This is a genomic window from Listeria swaminathanii (assembly GCF_014229645.1).
Classification (GTDB): Bacteria; Bacillota; Bacilli; order Lactobacillales; family Listeriaceae; genus Listeria; species Listeria swaminathanii.
Map to the genome: position 1 here is coordinate 505,968 of NZ_JAATOD010000001.1, position 19,505 is coordinate 525,472.

General features: G+C 39.7%; 21 protein-coding genes. 13 read left to right on the top strand and 8 right to left on the bottom strand.

Annotation, left to right across the window (positions count from 1 at the left end; translation table 11 throughout):
- Positions 1-80 precede the first annotated feature (80 nt).
- From HCX62_RS02510 to HCX62_RS02550, 9 genes are all read left to right on the top strand, one after another.
- Positions 81-971 (top strand): VOC family protein, encoded by an 891-nt coding sequence (locus HCX62_RS02510; RefSeq protein ID WP_185636896.1) that lies wholly within the window; start codon positions 81-83, stop codon positions 969-971.
- Positions 968-1,927, top strand: coding sequence for a ring-cleaving dioxygenase (locus tag HCX62_RS02515; protein ID WP_185636897.1), 960 nt, complete (start codon positions 968-970; stop codon positions 1,925-1,927). Before HCX62_RS02510 ends, HCX62_RS02515 begins: the two co-directional genes overlap by 4 nt.
- 6 nt (positions 1,928-1,933) lie before the next feature.
- Entirely contained in the window at positions 1,934-2,542 is a 609-nt protein-coding gene (locus tag HCX62_RS02520) for an alpha/beta hydrolase (protein WP_185636898.1), read from the top strand.
- 9 nt (positions 2,543-2,551) lie between these two features.
- Positions 2,552-3,172: a flavin reductase family protein gene (locus tag HCX62_RS02525; RefSeq protein WP_185636899.1), complete on the top strand. Its 621-nt coding sequence runs from the start codon at positions 2,552-2,554 to the stop codon at positions 3,170-3,172.
- Positions 3,173-3,501: 329 nt separating this feature from the next.
- The gene (hflX, locus tag HCX62_RS02530; protein ID WP_185636900.1) at positions 3,502-4,758 is read left to right on the top strand and encodes a GTPase HflX; all 1,257 of its coding nucleotides are present in this window, start codon (positions 3,502-3,504) and stop codon (positions 4,756-4,758) included.
- 66 nt (positions 4,759-4,824) lie between these two features.
- Positions 4,825-5,697 carry a metallophosphoesterase gene (locus tag HCX62_RS02535; protein ID WP_185636901.1) on the top strand — a complete coding sequence of 291 codons (873 nt, stop codon included), beginning with the start codon at positions 4,825-4,827 and terminating at the stop codon, positions 5,695-5,697.
- A 5-nt stretch (positions 5,698-5,702) separates the two neighbouring features.
- A complete protein-coding gene (lplA2, locus tag HCX62_RS02540) occupies positions 5,703-6,692 on the top strand; it encodes a lipoate protein ligase LplA2 (RefSeq protein WP_185636902.1) in 990 nt (329 codons plus the stop codon).
- 125 nt (positions 6,693-6,817) lie between these two features.
- The gene (locus tag HCX62_RS02545) at positions 6,818-7,570 is read left to right on the top strand and encodes a hypothetical protein (RefSeq protein ID WP_185636903.1); all 753 of its coding nucleotides are present in this window, start codon (positions 6,818-6,820) and stop codon (positions 7,568-7,570) included.
- Between the two features lie 35 nt (positions 7,571-7,605).
- On the top strand, positions 7,606-8,256 hold the full coding sequence (locus HCX62_RS02550; RefSeq protein WP_185636904.1) for a GntR family transcriptional regulator: 651 nt from the start codon (positions 7,606-7,608) through the stop codon (positions 8,254-8,256).
- A 40-nt stretch (positions 8,257-8,296) separates the two neighbouring features.
- Here the strand turns inward: HCX62_RS02550 and HCX62_RS02555 are convergent, their stop codons facing one another.
- Positions 8,297-9,286: an NADPH:quinone oxidoreductase family protein gene (locus HCX62_RS02555; RefSeq protein WP_185636905.1), complete on the bottom strand. Its 990-nt coding sequence runs from the start codon at positions 9,284-9,286 to the stop codon at positions 8,297-8,299.
- Between the two features lie 176 nt (positions 9,287-9,462).
- On the opposite strand from HCX62_RS02555, the gene HCX62_RS02560 reads away from it, so the two are divergent.
- Positions 9,463-10,392, top strand: a complete 930-nt coding sequence (locus HCX62_RS02560) for a diacylglycerol/lipid kinase family protein (protein WP_185636906.1) — start codon at positions 9,463-9,465, stop codon at positions 10,390-10,392.
- A 39-nt stretch (positions 10,393-10,431) separates the two neighbouring features.
- Complete coding sequence (locus HCX62_RS02565) at positions 10,432-10,764, top strand: hypothetical protein (protein ID WP_185636907.1); 333 nt, start codon at positions 10,432-10,434, stop codon at positions 10,762-10,764.
- A gap of 38 nt (positions 10,765-10,802) precedes the next feature.
- On the opposite strand, the gene HCX62_RS02570 is transcribed toward HCX62_RS02565, so the two are convergent.
- Positions 10,803-11,669 carry an ROK family protein gene (locus HCX62_RS02570; protein WP_185636908.1) on the bottom strand — a complete coding sequence of 289 codons (867 nt, stop codon included), beginning with the start codon at positions 11,667-11,669 and terminating at the stop codon, positions 10,803-10,805.
- Positions 11,670-11,824: 155 nt separating this feature from the next.
- On the opposite strand from HCX62_RS02570, the gene HCX62_RS02575 reads away from it, so the two are divergent.
- Entirely contained in the window at positions 11,825-12,208 is a 384-nt protein-coding gene (locus HCX62_RS02575; RefSeq protein ID WP_003721894.1) for a hypothetical protein, read from the top strand.
- Between the two features lie 50 nt (positions 12,209-12,258).
- Here the strand turns inward: HCX62_RS02575 and HCX62_RS02580 are convergent, their stop codons facing one another.
- From HCX62_RS02580 to HCX62_RS02600, 5 genes are all read right to left on the bottom strand, one after another.
- Entirely contained in the window at positions 12,259-12,726 is a 468-nt protein-coding gene (locus tag HCX62_RS02580; protein ID WP_185637999.1) for an Lmo0779 family protein, read from the bottom strand.
- Between the two features lie 184 nt (positions 12,727-12,910).
- A complete protein-coding gene (locus tag HCX62_RS02585; RefSeq protein WP_185636909.1) occupies positions 12,911-13,789 on the bottom strand; it encodes a PTS mannose transporter subunit IID in 879 nt (292 codons plus the stop codon).
- An 18-nt stretch (positions 13,790-13,807) separates the two neighbouring features.
- Entirely contained in the window at positions 13,808-14,620 is an 813-nt protein-coding gene (locus HCX62_RS02590; RefSeq protein WP_185636910.1) for a PTS mannose/fructose/sorbose transporter subunit IIC, read from the bottom strand.
- Between the two features lie 174 nt (positions 14,621-14,794).
- Positions 14,795-15,280 carry a mannose/fructose/sorbose PTS transporter subunit IIB gene (locus tag HCX62_RS02595; RefSeq protein ID WP_008947185.1) on the bottom strand — a complete coding sequence of 162 codons (486 nt, stop codon included), beginning with the start codon at positions 15,278-15,280 and terminating at the stop codon, positions 14,795-14,797.
- On the bottom strand, positions 15,280-15,714 hold the full coding sequence (locus HCX62_RS02600; RefSeq protein ID WP_008947186.1) for a mannose/fructose/sorbose PTS transporter subunit IIA: 435 nt from the start codon (positions 15,712-15,714) through the stop codon (positions 15,280-15,282). Before HCX62_RS02600 ends, HCX62_RS02595 begins: the two co-directional genes overlap by 1 nt.
- A 370-nt stretch (positions 15,715-16,084) precedes the next feature.
- Between HCX62_RS02600 and HCX62_RS02605 the strand changes: the two genes are divergently transcribed.
- The gene (locus HCX62_RS02605) at positions 16,085-16,462 is read left to right on the top strand and encodes a hypothetical protein (protein WP_185636911.1); all 378 of its coding nucleotides are present in this window, start codon (positions 16,085-16,087) and stop codon (positions 16,460-16,462) included.
- An 83-nt stretch (positions 16,463-16,545) separates the two neighbouring features.
- Here HCX62_RS02605 and HCX62_RS02610 read toward each other — a convergent pair whose 3' ends face one another.
- Positions 16,546-19,362: a sigma-54-dependent transcriptional regulator gene (locus tag HCX62_RS02610; protein WP_185636912.1), complete on the bottom strand. Its 2,817-nt coding sequence runs from the start codon at positions 19,360-19,362 to the stop codon at positions 16,546-16,548.
- Positions 19,363-19,505: the final 143 nt, after the last annotated feature.

Genomic DNA, 19,505 nt, shown 5'->3' on the forward strand with positions numbered 1-19,505 from the left:
CTTTTTGTGAGCATAAAACTTTTCTTTTGAATAGTTTAGTTATAAACTATAGTTAGTAATCAAAAAGGAGGTACAAACAAATGATTAAAGGAATTCATCACGTATCCGCGCTAACAAAATCTTTCAGCGAAAATCATCATTTTTATTCAGAAATATTAGGGCTACGGCTCGTGAAAAATACAGTCAACCAAGACAACATCCATATGCGCCACCTATTTTACGGTGATTACATCGGTTCACCCGGGACTTTACTGACATTTTTCGAAGTGCCTCGCATCGGCTCAAGCTACGACGAACGCGCCTTTTTCGGCAAAATCACCCTAGGCATACCAACAGACACAAGCTCTTACTGGGAAAAAAGGCTAAACGATTTTGCGATTTCTTTTCAAAAAGACGGCCAGACTTTAACCTTACAAGATCCTGACACAATGGGCATCATCCTAACGGAAATACCAGCTACCAATTCTAACCCAACCATCCACACCGATATCCCGGCCGAAAAACAACTTGTTCGGATTATCGGCGCTGATTATTACGTGCCAGACCCGGCCGCGACCAGCCAGTTTTTCACGAATCTTTTTGGGTTAGAAAGTCAGAATGGGGTATTAGTAGATAAGAGTGAGATGAGTTTTGCGAAACTGCATGCGACCACATCAGACAAAAAATCCCGCACAGGCCGCGGAACCATTGATCATATTGCTTATACTTTAGAAACGAAAGAAGCCGTCGATGAACTGCACGATTTAGCCGTTCGAAACAATTTAAAAATAGAAGAATTTGTTGACCGTGAGTATTTTAAAAGTTTATATATTCGTGAGCCAAGTGGGCTGAGAATTGAATTCGCAAGTGCTGGCCCCGGTTTTACTATCGACGAGCCACTCGAAACAATGGGCGAAAGACTAGCCTTACCAAGCTTTTTAGAAGAAAAAAGAACAGAAATTGAAACTTATTTTGGAGGAGATTTATCATGATTAAAGATTTAAAAGGAATTCACCATGTAACTGCAATGACAAGTAGCGCCGAGAAAAATTACGCATTTTTTACAGAAGTTTTAGGAATGCGCTTAGTGAAAAAAACCGTCAACCAAGACGATATTCATACGTATCATTTATTTTTCGCCGATGACAAAGGTTCTGCGGGAACAGATATGACATTTTTTGACTTCCCTAATTTACCAAAAGGGCGCCACGGAACAGATAGTATTTCACGTGTAGCTTTCCGTGTACCTAGTGATGCGGCGCTGGAATATTGGCTTGATCGTTTTGAACAATTAGAAGTTCCTCACGGCGAAATCAAAACTTTATTCGGCAAAAAATATCTAACATTCCAAGATTTTGATGACCAACAATTACAACTGATTTCCGACGAAAATAACGAAGGCGTAGCTGCGGGAACCCCGTGGAAAAACGGCCCAGTTCCAGAAAAATATGCAATTTATGGCTTAGGACCAGTCTTTTTAACCGTTGTTTCTTTGAAAAATATGGAGGCAATTTTGCAAACTATTTTTGGCTTTAGAAAAGTGGCCGAAGAAGATGGACTTCATTTATACGAGGTTGGCGAAGGTGGAAACGGGGCACAAGTGATTGTCGAAGAGCGTACGGACATTCCTGCTGCGATGCAAGGTTACGGCGGCGTTCACCACGTGGCTTTCCGAGTAGAAGACCACGAGGAGTTACAAAAATGGATTGATCGCATGAATACAATCGAAGCGCCCAATTCTGGTTATGTAAACCGCTTCTACTTTGAATCTTTATACGTACCTGTTTCGGAACGGATTTTGTTTGAATTTGCGACAGATGGCCCGGGCTTTGCGAGCGACGAACCATACGAAACCCTTGGTGAAAAATTAGCTTTACCACCATTTTTAGAACCAAAACGCGCGGAAATTGAAAAAATGGTACGCCCAATTAATACGAAACGGAGCTGATAGTCGATGGAACATATTTTTATCCCAGCGAAAAATAAGGAATTAGCGCCATTATTACTACTTCACGGGACAGGCGGCGATGAAAAGTCGCTTGTCGAAGTAGCAGAATTTATCGCGGGTGATGCCGCTGTTTTATCATTGCGAGGAGATATTAAAGAAGGCGGAGCAAATCGATTTTTCAAAAGATTTCATGATGGCCGTTTAGATTTAGAAGACTTGGAAAGTAAAACGGCAGAATTAATTGCAACGACGCGTGAACTTGCTGAAAAATACCAACTGGATTTTGAGCGAATTGTTGCGGTAGGCTATTCTAACGGTGCCAATATTGCTGCCAATGCGTTACTTCAAGCAGAGGATAGTTTCCATAAAGCGATTTTGTTTCACGCGATGCCAGCCGGGAATAAACAATCCGAATTTTCGATTAGCCATCGTAGTGTATTTTTATCAGCTGGTTTAAATGATCCGTTAATTACGGCAAAAGCTTCCGAAGAACTAGTAGAAATCCTTGAAAAACGAGGTGCGAAAGTTGAAACAGTTTGGACGGCAGCGGGGCATTCACTTACCATGGAAGAACTGGAAGAAGCGAAAAAATGGTATCACAACAACCAAAAATGAGGTAAGTAGATGACTATTTTCAAAAGTTCTGAGTTATCCAAAAAAGATAATTATAAATTTTTAACAGGAAGTATTATTCCTCGACCAATTGCTTTTGTAACAACGCTTGCTGAAGACGGGGTGACGGTTAACGCCGCCCCGTTCAGTTTTTTTAATGTCGTTTCGAGCGATCCTGCAATCGTTTCTATCGCAGTCCAACGCGCGGATGGTGAGCAAAAAGATACAGCGCGGAATGCGGCTTTCACGAAAGAACTGAATATCCATATTGTCAGCGAGGAATTTGTGGAAGAAATGAATAAAACCGCCGCGCGCCTTGCTCCAGATGTGAGCGAAATAGATGATACGAACTTACATTTAGAGCCTGTTTTTGGAATGAAAACACCAAAGATTTCCGAAGCAAAAATTGTTCTTACTGCCAAATTGGAACAAATCATTCCGATAAAAAACGATGCAGGCGAGGTTGTTTCTGATTTGATTTTAGCGCGTATTGTGACATACGATTTTGCAGACGATGTGTTTGACCCAGAGCATCAGTACATTTTGCCAGAAAAGCTTGCGCCAGTTGCTCGTTTGGCGGGAAATGACTATGCAAAAATTGGGGAGATTTTCCGGATTGAACGACCAAATTAACGAGAATTAGTTGCGAAACAACAGCCACCATGTTAAACTAGGGGCATCTAAATTGAACGGAGGGTTGCCCATCATGCGTTATATTAGACTACGTTTCCCAAAAAATCTATGCAACTAATTTAATAGTGCGGGAATATCCATGTTTATTTAGTATGGATAACGGGATTGGTCTTGCGTGCATGTATGGCACCCAAAATAAATATGGGTAGAATGAAGGAGAAATCCGCTTCATTTGAAGGCAAGCTAGTATCTTTTTGATACTGTTTTTGTGTTTTCAATCTACTCCAAACCCCTGACCGCGCTGAATCTATTTCAGGAGGTCCTTTTTTATGGAGAAAAAAGTATTAATCGTTGGTATAAGCCAAAAACAAACAGATTTTGATTATTCAATGGAAGAATTAGCCAATTTAGCGGCTGCAAACAATATGGAAGTGGTAGGTGAAATCCGCCAAAATATCGATCGTGAAAATCACGCAACCTATGTTGGAAAAGGGAAAGTGGATGAAATCAAAGGCCTGGCAGAAATGCAGGAAGCGAGTTTGATTATTTTTGACGATGAACTTTCGCCGTCGCAAATCAGAAATTTAGAAGAAGCACTCGAACTAGATGTAATGGATAGAACGGGGCTAATACTTGCTATCTTTGCTAACCGAGCAAAAACAAAAGAAGCCCAACTGCAAGTCCAAATCGCCAAATTAAAATATGAACTTCCACGGATTTTTGGACAAGGCGAAGATATGGACCAACAAAGCGGAAAAGGCGGACTTAGCAACCGTGGTTCTGGTGAAAAGAAAATCGAAACCGACCGCCGTACTATCAAAAATCAAATCCGTCATTTGCAAAAAGAGCTCGATATGCTCGTAGATGACCGTGAAGTACGTCGTCGCAAACGGAAGAAAAATGAAATTCCAGTTGTGTCGCTTGTTGGTTATACGAATGCGGGAAAATCCACGACAATGAACGGTTTAGTACGTGCCTATAGCGAAACTGCCGAAAAACAAGTTTTTGAGAAAGATATGCTCTTTGCTACGCTTGAAACAAGTGTCCGCGAAATTGTGTTGCCGGATAACAAGCAATTTTTACTCACAGATACGGTTGGCTTTGTGAGCAAATTGCCGCATCAATTAGTGAAAGCATTCCGTTCTACACTAGAAGAAGCGCGCGATGCTGATTTGCTCATTCATGTGGTAGATTATTCGGATCCACATTATAAAACGATGATGAAAACCACGGAAGAAACGTTGAAAGCTGTTGGCGTGGAAGATGTTCCGGTTATTTATGCGTACAATAAAGCAGATTTGATAGAAGGCGAAACATACCCTAAACAAACGGAGAATACGATAGTCTTTTCCGCGCGGGAAGAAGAAAGTTTGGAATTTCTGACAGAGGTGATTCGTAAGGAATTATTCGCCAGCTATGAAAAAGCAACCTTTTTAATTCCGTTTGAAGCTGGACAAGTTGTTGCTTATTTGAACGACCATGCCGATGTTTTAGAAACCGAATACTTGGAAAATGGCACGCAGATTGTGGCTGAAGTAAGCCCAGCAGATTTACAAAAACTAGCCGCATACCACATAGCTGAGTAAAGCGAGTTCAAGCTGAATTTGCTATAATGAACCATACAGCAAAATTTAGTGAGGAGATTTCTAGCTATGAAAAAAACTGGATGGGGAATACTTGGCGCAGTTGCTGCTTTTACAGGGTATGCATACTGGTCAACCAAACATTTAACTGTAACAAATTACGAAATAGTATCTGATAAAATTCCGGCAGAATGGGACGGCGCGACATTTGTTCAGCTGTCCGATCTGCATAGTGCAAGTTTTGGTTTATATAATAATCCTTTGCTCAGTATCGTGAATGAACTGGCTCCGGACGCCGTTTTTCTAACTGGAGATATGATTGATGGTGATGAGTCACCGATTGTAGCAATGGCTGCAGTGCGCAAATTGGCAAAAGAATTTCCGGTCTTTTATGTGAGCGGAAACCATGAAGGCAGAAGCGCATTTTATGAAGATTTTAAAGCGGACATGGAAAAACATCACGTTGCTGTTCTAGAAAATGAACGCTATTTTCTTAAAAAAGCTGGCGCCGCAATCATGGTAGCTGGCGTCCGAGATCCACGTTTTGTCAGAGATGAATGGGCTGATAAAGAATTGCCAAAACAAGAATGGGAAGAGGCTGCTTTAAAAGAAGGGCTAGATGAGGCGACCGCTAATTTGTCGCCGGATTATTTTACGATTCTACTTGCGCATCGTCCAGAGTTTTGGCCGCTTTACCAAGCCTATCCGGTAGATTTAGTTTTATCAGGTCATGCACACGGCGGCCAATTTAGACTTCCACTAACAGAAGGCCTTTTCGCACCAGGGCAAGGTTTAATGCCAAAATGGACAGCGGGCATTCATCGGGCCGGCGGGAAAGCGCTCATTGTTAGTCGTGGCTTAGGAAATGTAACGAAACTTCCACGCCTATTTAATGATCCAGAAATTATTCGGATTACACTTAAAGCAAAAGGGGATGCTTAGGAAAAGTGATTTATTTAGATAATGAAGATGTGCTCGATCAAGCGTACAACTTTGCAATGGAAGAATATGCGCTTCGTTCTTTAGACGAAAATGAAACGTATTTTATGTTTTATCGGATGAAGCCGACGATTATTGTGGGTAAAAATCAAAACACGCTAGAAGAAATCAATCATGGCTTTGTGAAAGAACATAATATCGATGTTTTGCGCCGTTTATCAGGTGGCGGGGCGGTTTACAATGACGAAGGTAACATTAGTTTTAGCATGATTACAAAAGATGACGGAAATAGCTTTCAAAATTTCGCGAAGTTCACCGAGCCAGTGATTCGCGCGCTTCAAAATCTTGGGGTAAATGCAAAGCTTAGCGGCCGAAATGATATTGAAGTGGACGGCAAAAAAATCAGCGGCAATGCCCAATTTGCAACAAAAGGTCGACTTTATAGCCACGGGACTTTGCTATTTGATGTGGATTTGTCGATGCTTGAAAAAGCACTACAAGTCGATCCGCAGAAATATTTATCGAAAGGTGTTAAATCTGTACGCAGCCGAGTAACGACCATTCGTGAACATCTAGCGAACGATATGGATATTCTGGCGTTCAAGCAAATTTTGCTAGAATCTATATTTGAAACGACTGATATACCACATTATACATTTACTGAAGCAGACAAACGCGGCATCGAGAAATTGCGTGCTGAGCGGTACAGGAATTGGGACTGGACTTACGGGAAATCGCCGAAAGCAACAATAAAACGCAAAAAAAGATTTCCAGCAGGAACCATTGAATTCCAACTAGCACTGCAAAAAGGCCAAGTGAAGGAAGCGACGATTTATGGCGACTTTTTCGGCACAGAAGATGTTTGTGAGCTCGTCGAAAAATTAATCGGTTGCCGTTTTGAACGCGAGGAAATGGATAAAGCCTGGGCAGACGTCGGTACTAAAGCTTACTTCGGCAACATAGAAAAAGAAGCGATTTTAGCGATGTTATTTGAATAAAAAGTGTGAGAAAAAACTCTAAGAAGCGAATTCTTGGAGTTTTTTCATGGAAATGATTATCAAGCTTTAATAAATCTAGAACTCGTGTTAAACTTAAAGTTAGAAAAAAAGGAAAAGGTGTAGAGATGGCTATAAACAAATTAAACGATTTTTATTTTAAAAAACTTGGCAGCTGGAATTTAATACATAGCTTTATAAAGGGTTTTTGGAGAGCGTTTTTTTTAATCGTATTGCTAATAATTGTTATTAACATTATAGTTGCAAATTTTCTGGATAATGTTTTTTTAATTCCAGTAATGTTGATTAGTTTACTCTATATTCCACTCTTGTATTACCTATTAATTTACAATCGTGCGAAGAAATTTATTCGGACGCGATATCAATTACGTAATTTTAAAGAGTTGACTGCAATGCGACGTTATTTATTATATGCCTATTTAGAAAAAAGCGGTTTTAGCACGCGGGATGATTTAGATAAACTGCTTCGATTTGTTCATTCGGAAATGGCAGAAGAGAAAAAGAACCATAAACCACTTAATACAATTATTGGCGTTTTTATCGCAGCATTTTTGGCTATTTTGGGCGGTTCATTTTTGTTCTTAATGGAGAATGTAGTGGAAAGGCTTATTGCAGCTGTTATAATAATCGTGCTCGCTGTTCTTCTATATTTTATCGGCTTAGCAATCATGAGAATTATTCGTTCCAAATCAGAAATAAATACAAGAAAAGAACATGAGCTTACAAGAGAAATTATCGCCATTCAAACGGCTATGCTTGTCAGCGAAAACACTAGTTACCACCCATTTTTAGCAATGGAAAAGAAAGTGAATGAAAGTGAATTTTTAAAAGAGATAATTACATCACGGTCCTTTTTATAAACATATCGTTATAGGCATATTTAGGAGGCAGAATCATGACAACCAAACGCAAAGAGACGAGAGAAAGTGTTTGTTATCGGGAAATTAAAAAGAAGATTAGAAACGGGGAACTAAAGCCAGGCGATCGATTAATTGAAAATACGCTATCACAACAATTAGAAATTAGCCGTACACCAATTCGAAAAGCAATCGGAATGCTTGCTGCAGATGGCTACGTCGAATACAATGATTTTCGCGGGGCGTTTGTGCGAGATAGTATTATAAATAAAGAACGTTACTTTGAAATGACAGAAATTATTGGTTTGTTTCTAAAACAAGCCATTCAAAAAATCCGTACGAAAAAAATCACCTTCAACAAAATGCGTGTCGTTGCTAAATTAGTTGAAATTGAACGGGAAGAAGCCCCAACCGACCCATCTACTTACTTTGAGTATGAAAAATGGTTCGTAAGTGATTTGTTAACGTATATGAAAAATAATTACTATTTAAAAATTAGCGATGATTTTTTCAATAATATTCAAGAGTTTGGTGACGAGGAAGTCATTAAAATTGCGCAAAATGCCTGTGTTAAAACAGTTGCTAACATTCAACGTTTTATCGATGCATTAGAAGAAGAAGATTATGACCAGTGCATGGCGCTTATTGATCAAGTCATTGACGCCCACGTATTAGTCGCTTATCGTTAAAAAAAGCATTGTCCTGCAAACGAGGACAATGCTTTTTTGTTTATTTTATCTTCACTAAATATCTACCAGTAACGCCGCCATTCATTACACGGTGTAATGCTTCAGGTAATTCGGAAAACGATACTTCTGTTGCCAAACTTTCTAGATTATCTAATTTGAAATCTGTCGCAAGTCGTCCCCAGATTCGTTCTCTTTTTGGCATCGGGCATAAAACGGAATCAATACCAAACAATTGAATGCCTCGCAAAATGAATGGGAAGACCGTCGTATCAAGTTTTCCACCAGCAGACATGCCACAAGTCGTTACGGCACCGCCATATTGCACCGCGGTTAGAAGATAAGCAAGTGGTTTGCCGCCAACACAATCAATCGCACCGGCATATAGTTGTTTATCTAACGCACGTACTTTTTCGGGTTGGAAAGCTTCTCTTGGAACGACTTCAGTAACGCCAAATGTTTCTAAGAATTCCTTAGCATCACTTTTACCAGATGACGCTACAACTGAAAATCCACGTTTGGCAAGGATGGCTGAGCTAAGACTACCTACGCCGCCAGTTGCGCCGCTTACAGCAATTTTTCCCGCATCGGGTGTTACGCCACTAAATTCTAGTGCATCCACCGAGAGCGCCGCTGTAAAGCCTGCTGTACCAAGTATCATCGCTTCCTTCAACGATAAACCATCTGGCAAAGGAACAACCCATTCAGCCGGTACGCGAATAAACTCACTATAACCACCAAAATAGCTCACACCAAAATCATAGCTAGTGACAATCACTTCGTCGCCAACTTGAAAACGGTCAGATTTTGATTCGACCACGATACCGCTCGCATCAATACCAGGAATAAAAGGATATTCGCTCACAATTTTCCCATCAGGAAGAACTGCCAGCCCATCTTTGTAATTAATACCAGAATAGTGTACTTCAATCGTTACTTCATTTTCCGGTAGGTTATCTAAAGTAGTTTCTCTAAAATGAAGGGAAGTATTATCTGCTTCTTTTTCAATGAAAAGTGCTTGAAATGATTTCATTTTTTAATTCCTCCACAACTCTATTTTGTGTTCTCCTTCACTTTACGACTTTTTTCGGCATTTTACAAGGCTGTGACTGGTACAAATCCCCATTTCAAGGTAAACTATAGTAGTGAAGATGCCGATATTATGTGTGAATTTATAAATAGAATTTTTGGCAAGAAAGGGTGAGTGCGATGGGGAAGGCACTATTGATTGTGAATCCATCATCAGGCAAAGAAAAAGGAAAAACCTACCTAGGGAAAACAGAAGCAGTACTAAAAAAACGTTATGAAGAGGTAGAAGTTCGCCTCACTGAAAAAGCAGGAGATGCGACGGAATTTGCTTCTTGGGCTGCTGAACAAGGCTTTGAAGCTGTAATCGCAATGGGTGGCGACGGGACTTTAAACGAAACGATAAATGGTCTAGCTATTCATGAAAAACGACCTGATTTTGGCTTTGTTCCACTTGGGACAGTCAATGATTTGGCGCGCTCGGTTGGCATACCGCTAAAACCCGAAAAAGCAATCCAAGCATTAGAAAAAGCGATTGCAGTACCGATGGACGTTGGCCGAATTGGCGACCAATACTTTATGAACGTCCTAGCGATTGGTATGATTGCGCAAGCTGTAGACCAAGTTAGCGTCGAACAAAAAACCAAATTTGGCTCGGTAGCGTACTTTTTAGAAGGCTTAAAAGCATTTAACCGCAATGAGTTACTTCATTTTAAAATAGAATATGACGAAGAAGTTTGGGAAGGTGAAGCGGCACTTGTCGTGGCTGGCTTAACGAAATCAGTCGGCGGGATGGAATCGTGGGCACCGGACGCAAAAATTGACGACGGGTACCTCCATATTATTATTCTAACCAAGCTGGGTCTACTTGATGCAGCCAACATGATTCCGCAATTAATCCGCGGTAATTTGAAAAACAGTGACGGGGTCGTTTATATTAAAACGAAAAAACTAACCATCGATGCGAGCGGAGAAGATTTAAGCATCAATGTTGACGGCGATCCAGGACCGGGCGTTCCCGCAGAAATCGAAGTCCTTGGCAGTCATTTAAATATCCTTGCACCTAAAAAAAGCACCAAGAAGCGTTTCGGTCCATTCATACTGAAAAAGTAACCTACAATAATTGTAGAAGAATAAGGAGATGAAAGCTTTATGGAAGAGGAATTAGAAGTCGTTTATAAAGGCTTGGCTAATGCGAAAAGCGGCTTTAAAGCGGTCCCTGGAAAGTTATATTTAACCGCAACGTATATTGTTCATAAACCGAATGATTACTTTGACGAAGAAATTAACATTCCGCTCAATCGGGTCGCAAAAATCCGCGGTGTTCGCACCAAAATCCTCGGAAAAGAATTGCTCTCCAACATTTTAGAAGTAGACATGATATCCGGAGTAAAGTATCAATTCGTTGTAAATAAGCAGAAGAAGTGGCTGGAAGCAGTTTCCAAAGTATTAGACAGCCGCGGCGAATCAGAAAAATTAGCATAGTAAGAAGCTGGCACAGGAAAAGTGACCAGCTTCTTTTTTTACGCTAAATGAAATGCAGTTGCTCCAATCAAATTTGCATCATTTCCAAAGTGACAGCCAACAACAGTAGGACTAATAGTCGCAATGGGAACACTCGCTTTGACTTTCGCCACATAACGAGTTAACTCATCAATAAAATCCGCCCGTTCACTCACACCGCCACCAATGATAACCAGTTCGGGATCCAGCGCATACTGTAAATTGAAAATACTCCGAGCAAGATAATAAAACATTGTATCCAATTCTTCCTCCGCGATGGTATTTCCTTCTGCACGTAATTCAAAAGCGCGAAGTCCATCAATCGTATCTGCTGGAACCTCTAAACGCTCAGCAATCCTCGCCGCAGCATTCACGACCGTACCAAGCTCACTAAGCGTATGTCCGTCACGATCCATCAACATATAACCAAACTCACCACCATGCAAATTGGCCCCGTGATGCACCTTGCCACCGCGAATAACCGCACCACCAACACCACTTCCAAGAATCATAAAAATAATATCTTGTTTATCTTTCGCCGCACCAATCCAAACCTCTGCCAAGGCCGCACAGTTGGCATCATTTTCCATCGTAACCGGAAGCGCCAATTTTTCTTCAAGCAATTGTCTAAAAGGAAAGTTATGTATATAAGGAATCGCGCTCGCACCACCAATGATGCCGGTTTCATTATTAACCGCACCAGGACAACTAAAAGCAGCACCTTGAAACGGATAGTCATACTTAGTTTTTACATCTACAAGAAGTTGCATCAGCTCATCCAAATTATCCGGGGTTTTGAATTTACCTTTTTCAAGTATTTCTCCAGCTGTTGTTAACACGCCAAACTTTACTGCTGTTCCACCTAAATCAAACGCAAGTATCGTCATTACCCATTCTCCTTTGACAAAAAGTATATACTTATCATACTTTCAAACAAAACAAATGACAAATAAAAAGTGAAATACTTTGCTAAAAATTAACGTCATTTTCCAGTTTTGTGCTATAATAAAGCAAGAATTTGAAGCGCAGGAGGAAATGGTTAGTGGAGATAAAGGTTCAAAAGAAATTAACTGACGGCAGAATCGCTTTTAGTAGTGAATATGGTGAATGCGTTGGTATATGGGCCGATGAAGACCCAGAACCAAGTAGGGTTTACACGGTAGAAATTACGATACCGGACATGATTAGCGCGGAACTACTGCACGAAAGCGAAGAAAAACATTGTGCATTAGAAATAGATGAAGAAGGCTTAGTTCACGTAATTGGGAAGTTAGAGGATTACGAAGAAGACGGCTTTGCAGTGCTCCGCTTAGAAGAAAGTATTATTTGTTTTGACACGAAATTCAGCGAAGAAATCGAAATGCTCCATGGAAGATTTGTTGAATTTGTTATTCCAGAAATAAAATTGAGTAATGTTGGTATATAAAAAACGCCATGCTTCATTTCCTTAAAAACAGGAAATCAAGCGTGGCGTTTTTAGCTATATGTAGTAAATACAGCAAGCATTTTCTCTAAATCTTTCTCTGATCTTGCAAACAGCATCAAGCGTTGGCGATTGGTTTCAATCACAAGCACGCCGTCCTCTGATAAATTCATCCGCTCGATTTTGGCATAAGGGAAGAATAGTAGGGCATAAAAAAGTCCAGATTCTTTGAAAACAGCTTTCGAACTACGGAAGAAGCAAATATAGATGAAAAGTACACCCATAATCCCAAGTAGCACAGAAGTGGAAAATGGTCCTTCACGAAAGAACGTATTAGAAACGAATAACAGAACGATAATCCCGACAAAAATATAGCCGTCCCAACGACCACGAGAACGCAATTTGATACTTAAAACCGTCTTACCTTTCCAAAGTGGAATTACTGCATCATTATACAAAATATACAGTATCGTCAAGATGTTTGCCGCGAACAAAAAGATATTAGTAGCATCCCAAACCATTTTAGCTATCACTCACAATCTATCATTGATATAGTTTAGTCATATTGTAACATAATTATGTGAGGAAGAGGGAGAAGTGGGTTTGAGGATGTTCATTTAGAGCGGATCTTTCGGCATAATAAGGCATACAAAAAAAGAACCGGAATTTTAATCCCGGTTCTTTTCGAATTATAATAACCATCCATTACCCAAGCGGTGAATACCCAGCTGGTGGAAGTCCTAAGATTCCAGACCAGTAACCTAGAATACCAACAACGAATAGTCCTAAAATTAACCATAAAGCATTGACTTTTTTCTTGAGTATCCACATACAAGCGAATGTAAGTAGAAGGGCAAGAAGACCTGGCATTAATTGGTCCAAGATACTTTGAACAGTAGTTGGAACGTCTTTACCAGTTTTAGAGTCTTCTGTTGTATAAGCTACTAGTGGAACATAGATTGTGGTCCATTTATTAACGAGGGCACCCATAACGAATAGTCCGAGAATGGAAGCTCCTTCTGTTAGTTTTTGAAGCAAGCCGCCTGACATATCAGATACGACATCCGTACCTTTTGTATATCCGTAGAACACGCCCCAATAACGGAAACTTAAGCGAATCGCATTAAATAGTACGAAGAATAAAATTGGTCCGATAATACTACCGTCAGTCGCAAAACCGGCACCTAAAGCGGCAAGTACTGGACGAACAGTTCCCCAGAAAATTGGATCCCCAACGCCGGCAAGTGGTCCCATTAGACCTACTTTAATACCATTGATAGCGCCATCGTCAATATCAGCACCATTGGCTTTTTGTTCTTCCATCGCGGTTGTTACACCTAAGATTGGTGCGGCCATATATGGATGTGTATTAAAGAATTCAAGGTGACGTTTGATAGCTTGTTCTCTTTCAGGTCCTTTTTCAGGATAAAGACGTTTAATCACGGGGATTACTGAGAAACAGAACCCTAGTGATTGCATACGCTCAAAGTTCCACGACCCTTGGAAGAGGTTGGAACGAACGAACACGCCCATTAAATCACTTTTCGTTATTTTCTTTTCATTAACTGTAATTTGTTCACTCATATTTTTTCTCCCCCTTCCTTAGTCGTCAAGGTCGTCGTCGAGATCATCTGATGCTCGTCCGCCGCCGCCCCCGCCGTATTGTTGGATAGCTTCTTTCAATTGATATTTAGGGTTTAGTTGGATGTAAATGATTGCTGCAACTAGTCCTAAAACACCTAGTGCTACTAAGTTGAATTGAGTAAATGCTGCTACAACAAAACCTAAGAAGAAGAAAGGCATTAAATATTTAGCTGACATCATGTTAATAACCATTGCGTAACCAACAACAACGATAAATCCACCAGCTACGTTTAGACCATTAACGATAACGTCCGGAATGGCATTGAGTAAATTTTCTACGACGCTTGTACCAACTGTTACCGCAACGATAACGGCTGGAATTGCGATACGCATAGCTTGAAGTAGTAGTGCTGAAACATGTATCCAGTCGAGACTTCGCAGGTTACCTTCCTTACCAGCTTTATCAGCCATATGTTGGAATGCAACTGTAATTGTACGAACTAGGATAGTAAGTACTTGACCAAGAGCAGCTAAAGGAATAGCAAGTGAAATCCCTACACTGATATCTTGTCCCCCTGTAATAACTAAGATGGTAGAAATAATAGATGCAAGGGCAGCATCTGGAGCAACCGCAGCCCCGATGTTCATCCATCCAAGCGCGATCATTTCAAGTGTACCCCCAATAATAATACCCGTTGTAATATCCCCAAGAACAAGACCAATCAATGTACAGGCAATCAATGGACGGTGGGTTTGCCACTCATCCAAAATACTACCCATACCACTAATACACGATACGAGGAATACAAGGATTAATTGTATTGCTGACATATATTTCCCTCCCAATTTTTCTTTTGAATGATAAAATAAGATAATTTCATTATGATGACTGAATAAATTAAGCGTCTAATACTTAGGCTTTTATTCATGAATCACCCCTTTAAAGGTCTTCCTTTAAACGTTTGTTTTTTCGGGGCTCTAAAGTAGATTAGAGCCGCGGATGAATTATTTATCTTTATCTAGTAATGGGATCAGTTTAACTTTATTGTCAGAAGCGACTTTACGAATTTCAAGTTCGATTCCTTTTTCATCCAATTTGCGGAATGCTGCTTCGTCCGTTGCGTCAACAGATACAGCATTGGTAATCATGTGTTTTCCTTCGCGGAATGCCATGCCACCAATATTTACAGTTGTGATATTGACACCAGCTTCTACTAGCGTTAATACATCTGTAGGGTTAGTGAACAAGAACATAACAGGGGTTGTAGCATATTTTGGGTTGTTGTATACGCGAATCCCTTTTTGTACATCAACGACACTTGCTTTAACGCCTGGGGGTGCTACTTGTGTTAAAAGTGTTTTACGTACTTCATCTTTAGCGACATCATCACTAATAACGATGATACGTTCCACCTGTGTTTCTTTTGTCCAAACTGTTGCTACTTGACCATGAATTAAGCGGTCATCAATACGTGCTAAGCGAATATCCATTATAAATCGTCCTCCCCGACTTCTGTTTCTACTTTTGGTAATGATTGTTTGAGTGACTTGACGCCACCTGATCCTGCTGTAAGAGCTGTTTCGACTAGATCTTTTTGATTACTTGCAGCGCGCATCGAGAGCGTTTCAAGTAACATTGGAATATTCACACCAGTGACAACATCCATATTGTCTTCTGGAAGGGCGATTTGGCTAGATGCATTATAAGGACTGCCACCAAATAAATCAACCATAAAAATGACGCCTTCAGAAGTATCCAATTTGTCTAGTTTTTCTTTATATTTGGTAATAAGCGTATCCGTGTTTTCTCCAGGAACAAAAGTGATAAATTCTACATTATCCTGTTTGCCAATAATCATTTCGGCTGATTTCAACAATTCACGCGCAGCTTCACCATGTGTGCCAATGATAATCCCAACTGGCATAAGTATCTCCTCCTTAAGCGTGGATATAATCATCCATTAATACTAACGCAAAAACTGTGCCAACATTTCTGTATTAAACAACCTCCTTTGCTAATAGAAGCGGTTCAAGGCTTTTGTAAGCGTGTACTAACAGATGTGGCGCGCCTTAATACGCTAAATACGTAGCTTAATACACTAAGTACTAATCTTAGACATACATACAACATTACCCTAAAAGAAAGAGCAGAAAACGCAATTGCGGAAAATAAAACAGTACATTAGGATTGTCATTTTAAAAAAGGTATACAATTCTCAAAATGAATATCTATTTTTTATCGCACGTAGCCGTTCTTTGTTATAATTAGTCTTAACACTATTCTAGGAGGAAGATATGAAGCAATATCAAAATTTCAACATATGGATTGAAGCTGAATCATGGGATGAAGATAATTGGGATATTGAAGATTCTAATCTAGATGTCATTGTTACTTTTTCTAATCGTTCTAAATGGATAGCTACATTTTTTACTTATAAAAATATTCAAAGCTTGCAAACAAAAAATAAGAAGACCGGTGAATGTATGAATGGAACTTACTTTTTTGCCAGTGACATGATTCTTATCGATAATACTAGTCGAGAGCGTATCTATGCAGTCATTGCATATCTAATGGAGAAAGAGGAATTTGAGACAGCTTTTACAAAATACCCAGATGTTGATAAAAGTGAAGACTATCTTTATCCAACTAATTTTTTTAAAGACAGTTATTAAATGATTGTTTAATAATTTAGATGAAATCGAGTAACAAAAAAGCCACTTTCTTTTTTAAAATTAGAAAAATGGCTTTTTTGATACTATGAAAGTACTTCTGGTTGGATTTCGTTCAAAATATCATACAAATAACAAAGCTCATCATTGGTTAGTTTTAAGTTCATTTTGTAGATAACTTCTTTATTTGTTTGTTCGAGTGCTTGGAAAATGTCTGTTTCGAGCATCGTTTTAGGATCACGATAAACTAATCCGTCATTTAAAACCATACGTTCCAAAGCGCAACCGACATGAATGAGTAAATTGATTTTGAATGTATTATCGAGTTTGTAACCCAGTTTTTTCTCTAGAACAGTTGCAAATGAGCTTAAAATTTCAATCGTTTTCTTCGGATTGAGATAGGTTAGAAATTCGTTCAAGCTTTCTTCGATAATTTCTTTCGCGATTCGACCAGTTTCGCCAGTTTTAACAATAATATTGCGTTGTTTCACTAGGCTGACTAGTTGTTCCTCGCCATCAACGCCAAAAAGTCGTTCGAGCGGGATGAAGGGGATTTGGATTTTTGGATCTTGAATACCAACCGCCATCAATATATCATTTTCTTCTTGAAGCTGCTCTAATCGCGTATCCATTTCATGCAAGCCGATTGGAATGACTTTGATAGCGTCCGTTGTAATCGTATCTAAAATGTTTTCGATAAACAGTTGTAGTTTTTCTGCCGTACCTTCGCCGGTCGCGCAAATCGTAACGATCGCGTGCGGTTTTTGGTTGGAGTCGAGCGTATCATCATCGGAATTATAGCCGCCGTAACCACGGAAGTCTTTCAACGAATCGTAAATACTATCAAGTTCCATATCAAGAATATTGGATTTGCGGACTGCTTCGATAACGGTTGCGGTTGAAACCATATCAATCGAGCGAACCGGAATACCAGTACGTTCCGAAATAACCGGGGCAAAACTTGTCAGTGAGCCCATATCAACAAGCAGCAAGAGGCCACGTCCCATATCCATTTCTTTCGCACGCTCGGTCAGTTTATCAAGCACGATTTTCGGACTTTGATCCAGCGGCATATCAATACCTTCCACTAAACCTTCACCGAGCAGTTTCTTCGCCACACTCACCATACTACTAGCCGTATTATTACCATGCGTCGCCACAAGAACCGCCACACGAGCATTTTCTTGTTCTTTTAAAAGGGAACTAATTAATAGCGTTAAATACATCACTTCCATATTGGGAACGCGAATGTGGAAAGTAGCTTCGATATCATCTTTAATTTCACGCGACAATTCATAGGCTTCTGGTTGATCATTGACAACATTTTCGATATTCGTATATTTTAACGGTTTATTACTTTCAATGCGTTTAATAAAAGAAGTAAGGTGCAGACTAAACGCAAGCAGGAAGCGCTCATTCAACTTTTTACCAAGCTGATGTTCAATTCGTAGCTCGACACCTTCCGCAAAATTCAAAATTTCTTCATTAACGATTTTTAAAATATTTTCGCGATTGTGGATGGTATTTTTAAATTTGTTGTAAAAACTGTTGAGATGAATATCAATATCCATCTTAATAAATTTCTTAATATCATCATCTTCCACACCTTGATCCATTAAAATCGACGCTTTATCTTCAATAATCTTGTAAAGGTTGAAGTTTGGCTCATATTCGTCTGACGTAATTAAAGTATTATTTAGTTCTGGGAAAATTGTCGTATATGGTTCCAAGTATTCGGCAATCGCTTGAAGTTCCTTGCGGCGATTACTAAAGTGGAAGAAACCGTCTTTAATATTAATCGGCAGCGTTTTAAAATCAATCAAAATTTCTTCGTCTTTGTCAAAACTATTGAGGAAACCTTGCGCGCAGACGAGCTGAATATTGGATTTCAGTTGTCCGATATTTCCGTAAGTCGTATTTCCAATCAAGGCTTTCGCAGCTTCATCTTCAATGCGAATCGGTTTATTGACACGATGCGCTTCACTGGAAAGCAAGTATTTCAGCAATTCAACGCGTTCAAAAGCCGTACGTTCTTCCAAACTTGGTAGGGTAATAATAATCGGAATACGGCGCATAAACGTTTTCAAAAGGGAAGATTCCGGATTTTCTGTTGTAGCACCGATAATTAAAACATTGGATTTGCGTGTCCGGTCAGTTTCGCCAAGTTTATTATATGTGCCAGAATCCATCAAATAAAAAATCATTTCTTGGCCTTCTGGTGGGAGACGGTGAATTTCATCAAGGAACAAAATACCGCCTTCTGCTTTTTCAACAAGTCCACCTTTGTCATTTTCAGCGCCGGTAAAAGCACCTTTCACATGGCCGAAAATATGGGACATCAAGAGTTGTGGGTTATTATAGTAATCTGCGCAGTTGAAAATAATAAACGGCGCATCGGCAGGTAGGCGTTTGGCATGTTGCGAGAAACGATACATTAGATTAGCAAAGAGCGTTTTACCAACACCAGTTTGTCCGAGAATCATAGTATGTAAGCCATTTGGTGGATAAAGTACGGCAGCTTTTGCTTGTTCGACTGGGGTTTTAAGACTATCATTCACGCCAATGAGATCGTCAAAAGGGCTTCTTTCGACAATGCTAGGTTTTAACATTTTTAAGAGGGCGTCGCAGCTTTCAAATTCGAGTTCAGTATCGGAAAGGGTACGTCCAATTTCATCTTCAACAGCTCGTTTAGGAAAATAAAGCACTGGTCGGCCAACGATTTTAATGATTTTTCCTTGTCTGTGAAGTTCGTTCAATTCCATACTGACATTATTTCTTAAAATAGATAATGTTTCCGAAATCGTACTTGCTGTAAAACCTTCATTATTCTCTAATTGCTCGCGAATAGTCTTCGTGGAAGGATTTTCTAAAATAAATTCATAAATACGGTCAATACGCTTCATTACAAAACCTCCATTTAGTGTATCGGTGAACGTTTAGTGTATCACGAAAAATTAATACACTCTAGAATTCTGTATTTATCTTAGCATGACTAGTGAGAATGTCAATGTTTATTTACGAAAAATCAAATTGACTAGCTTCCCAG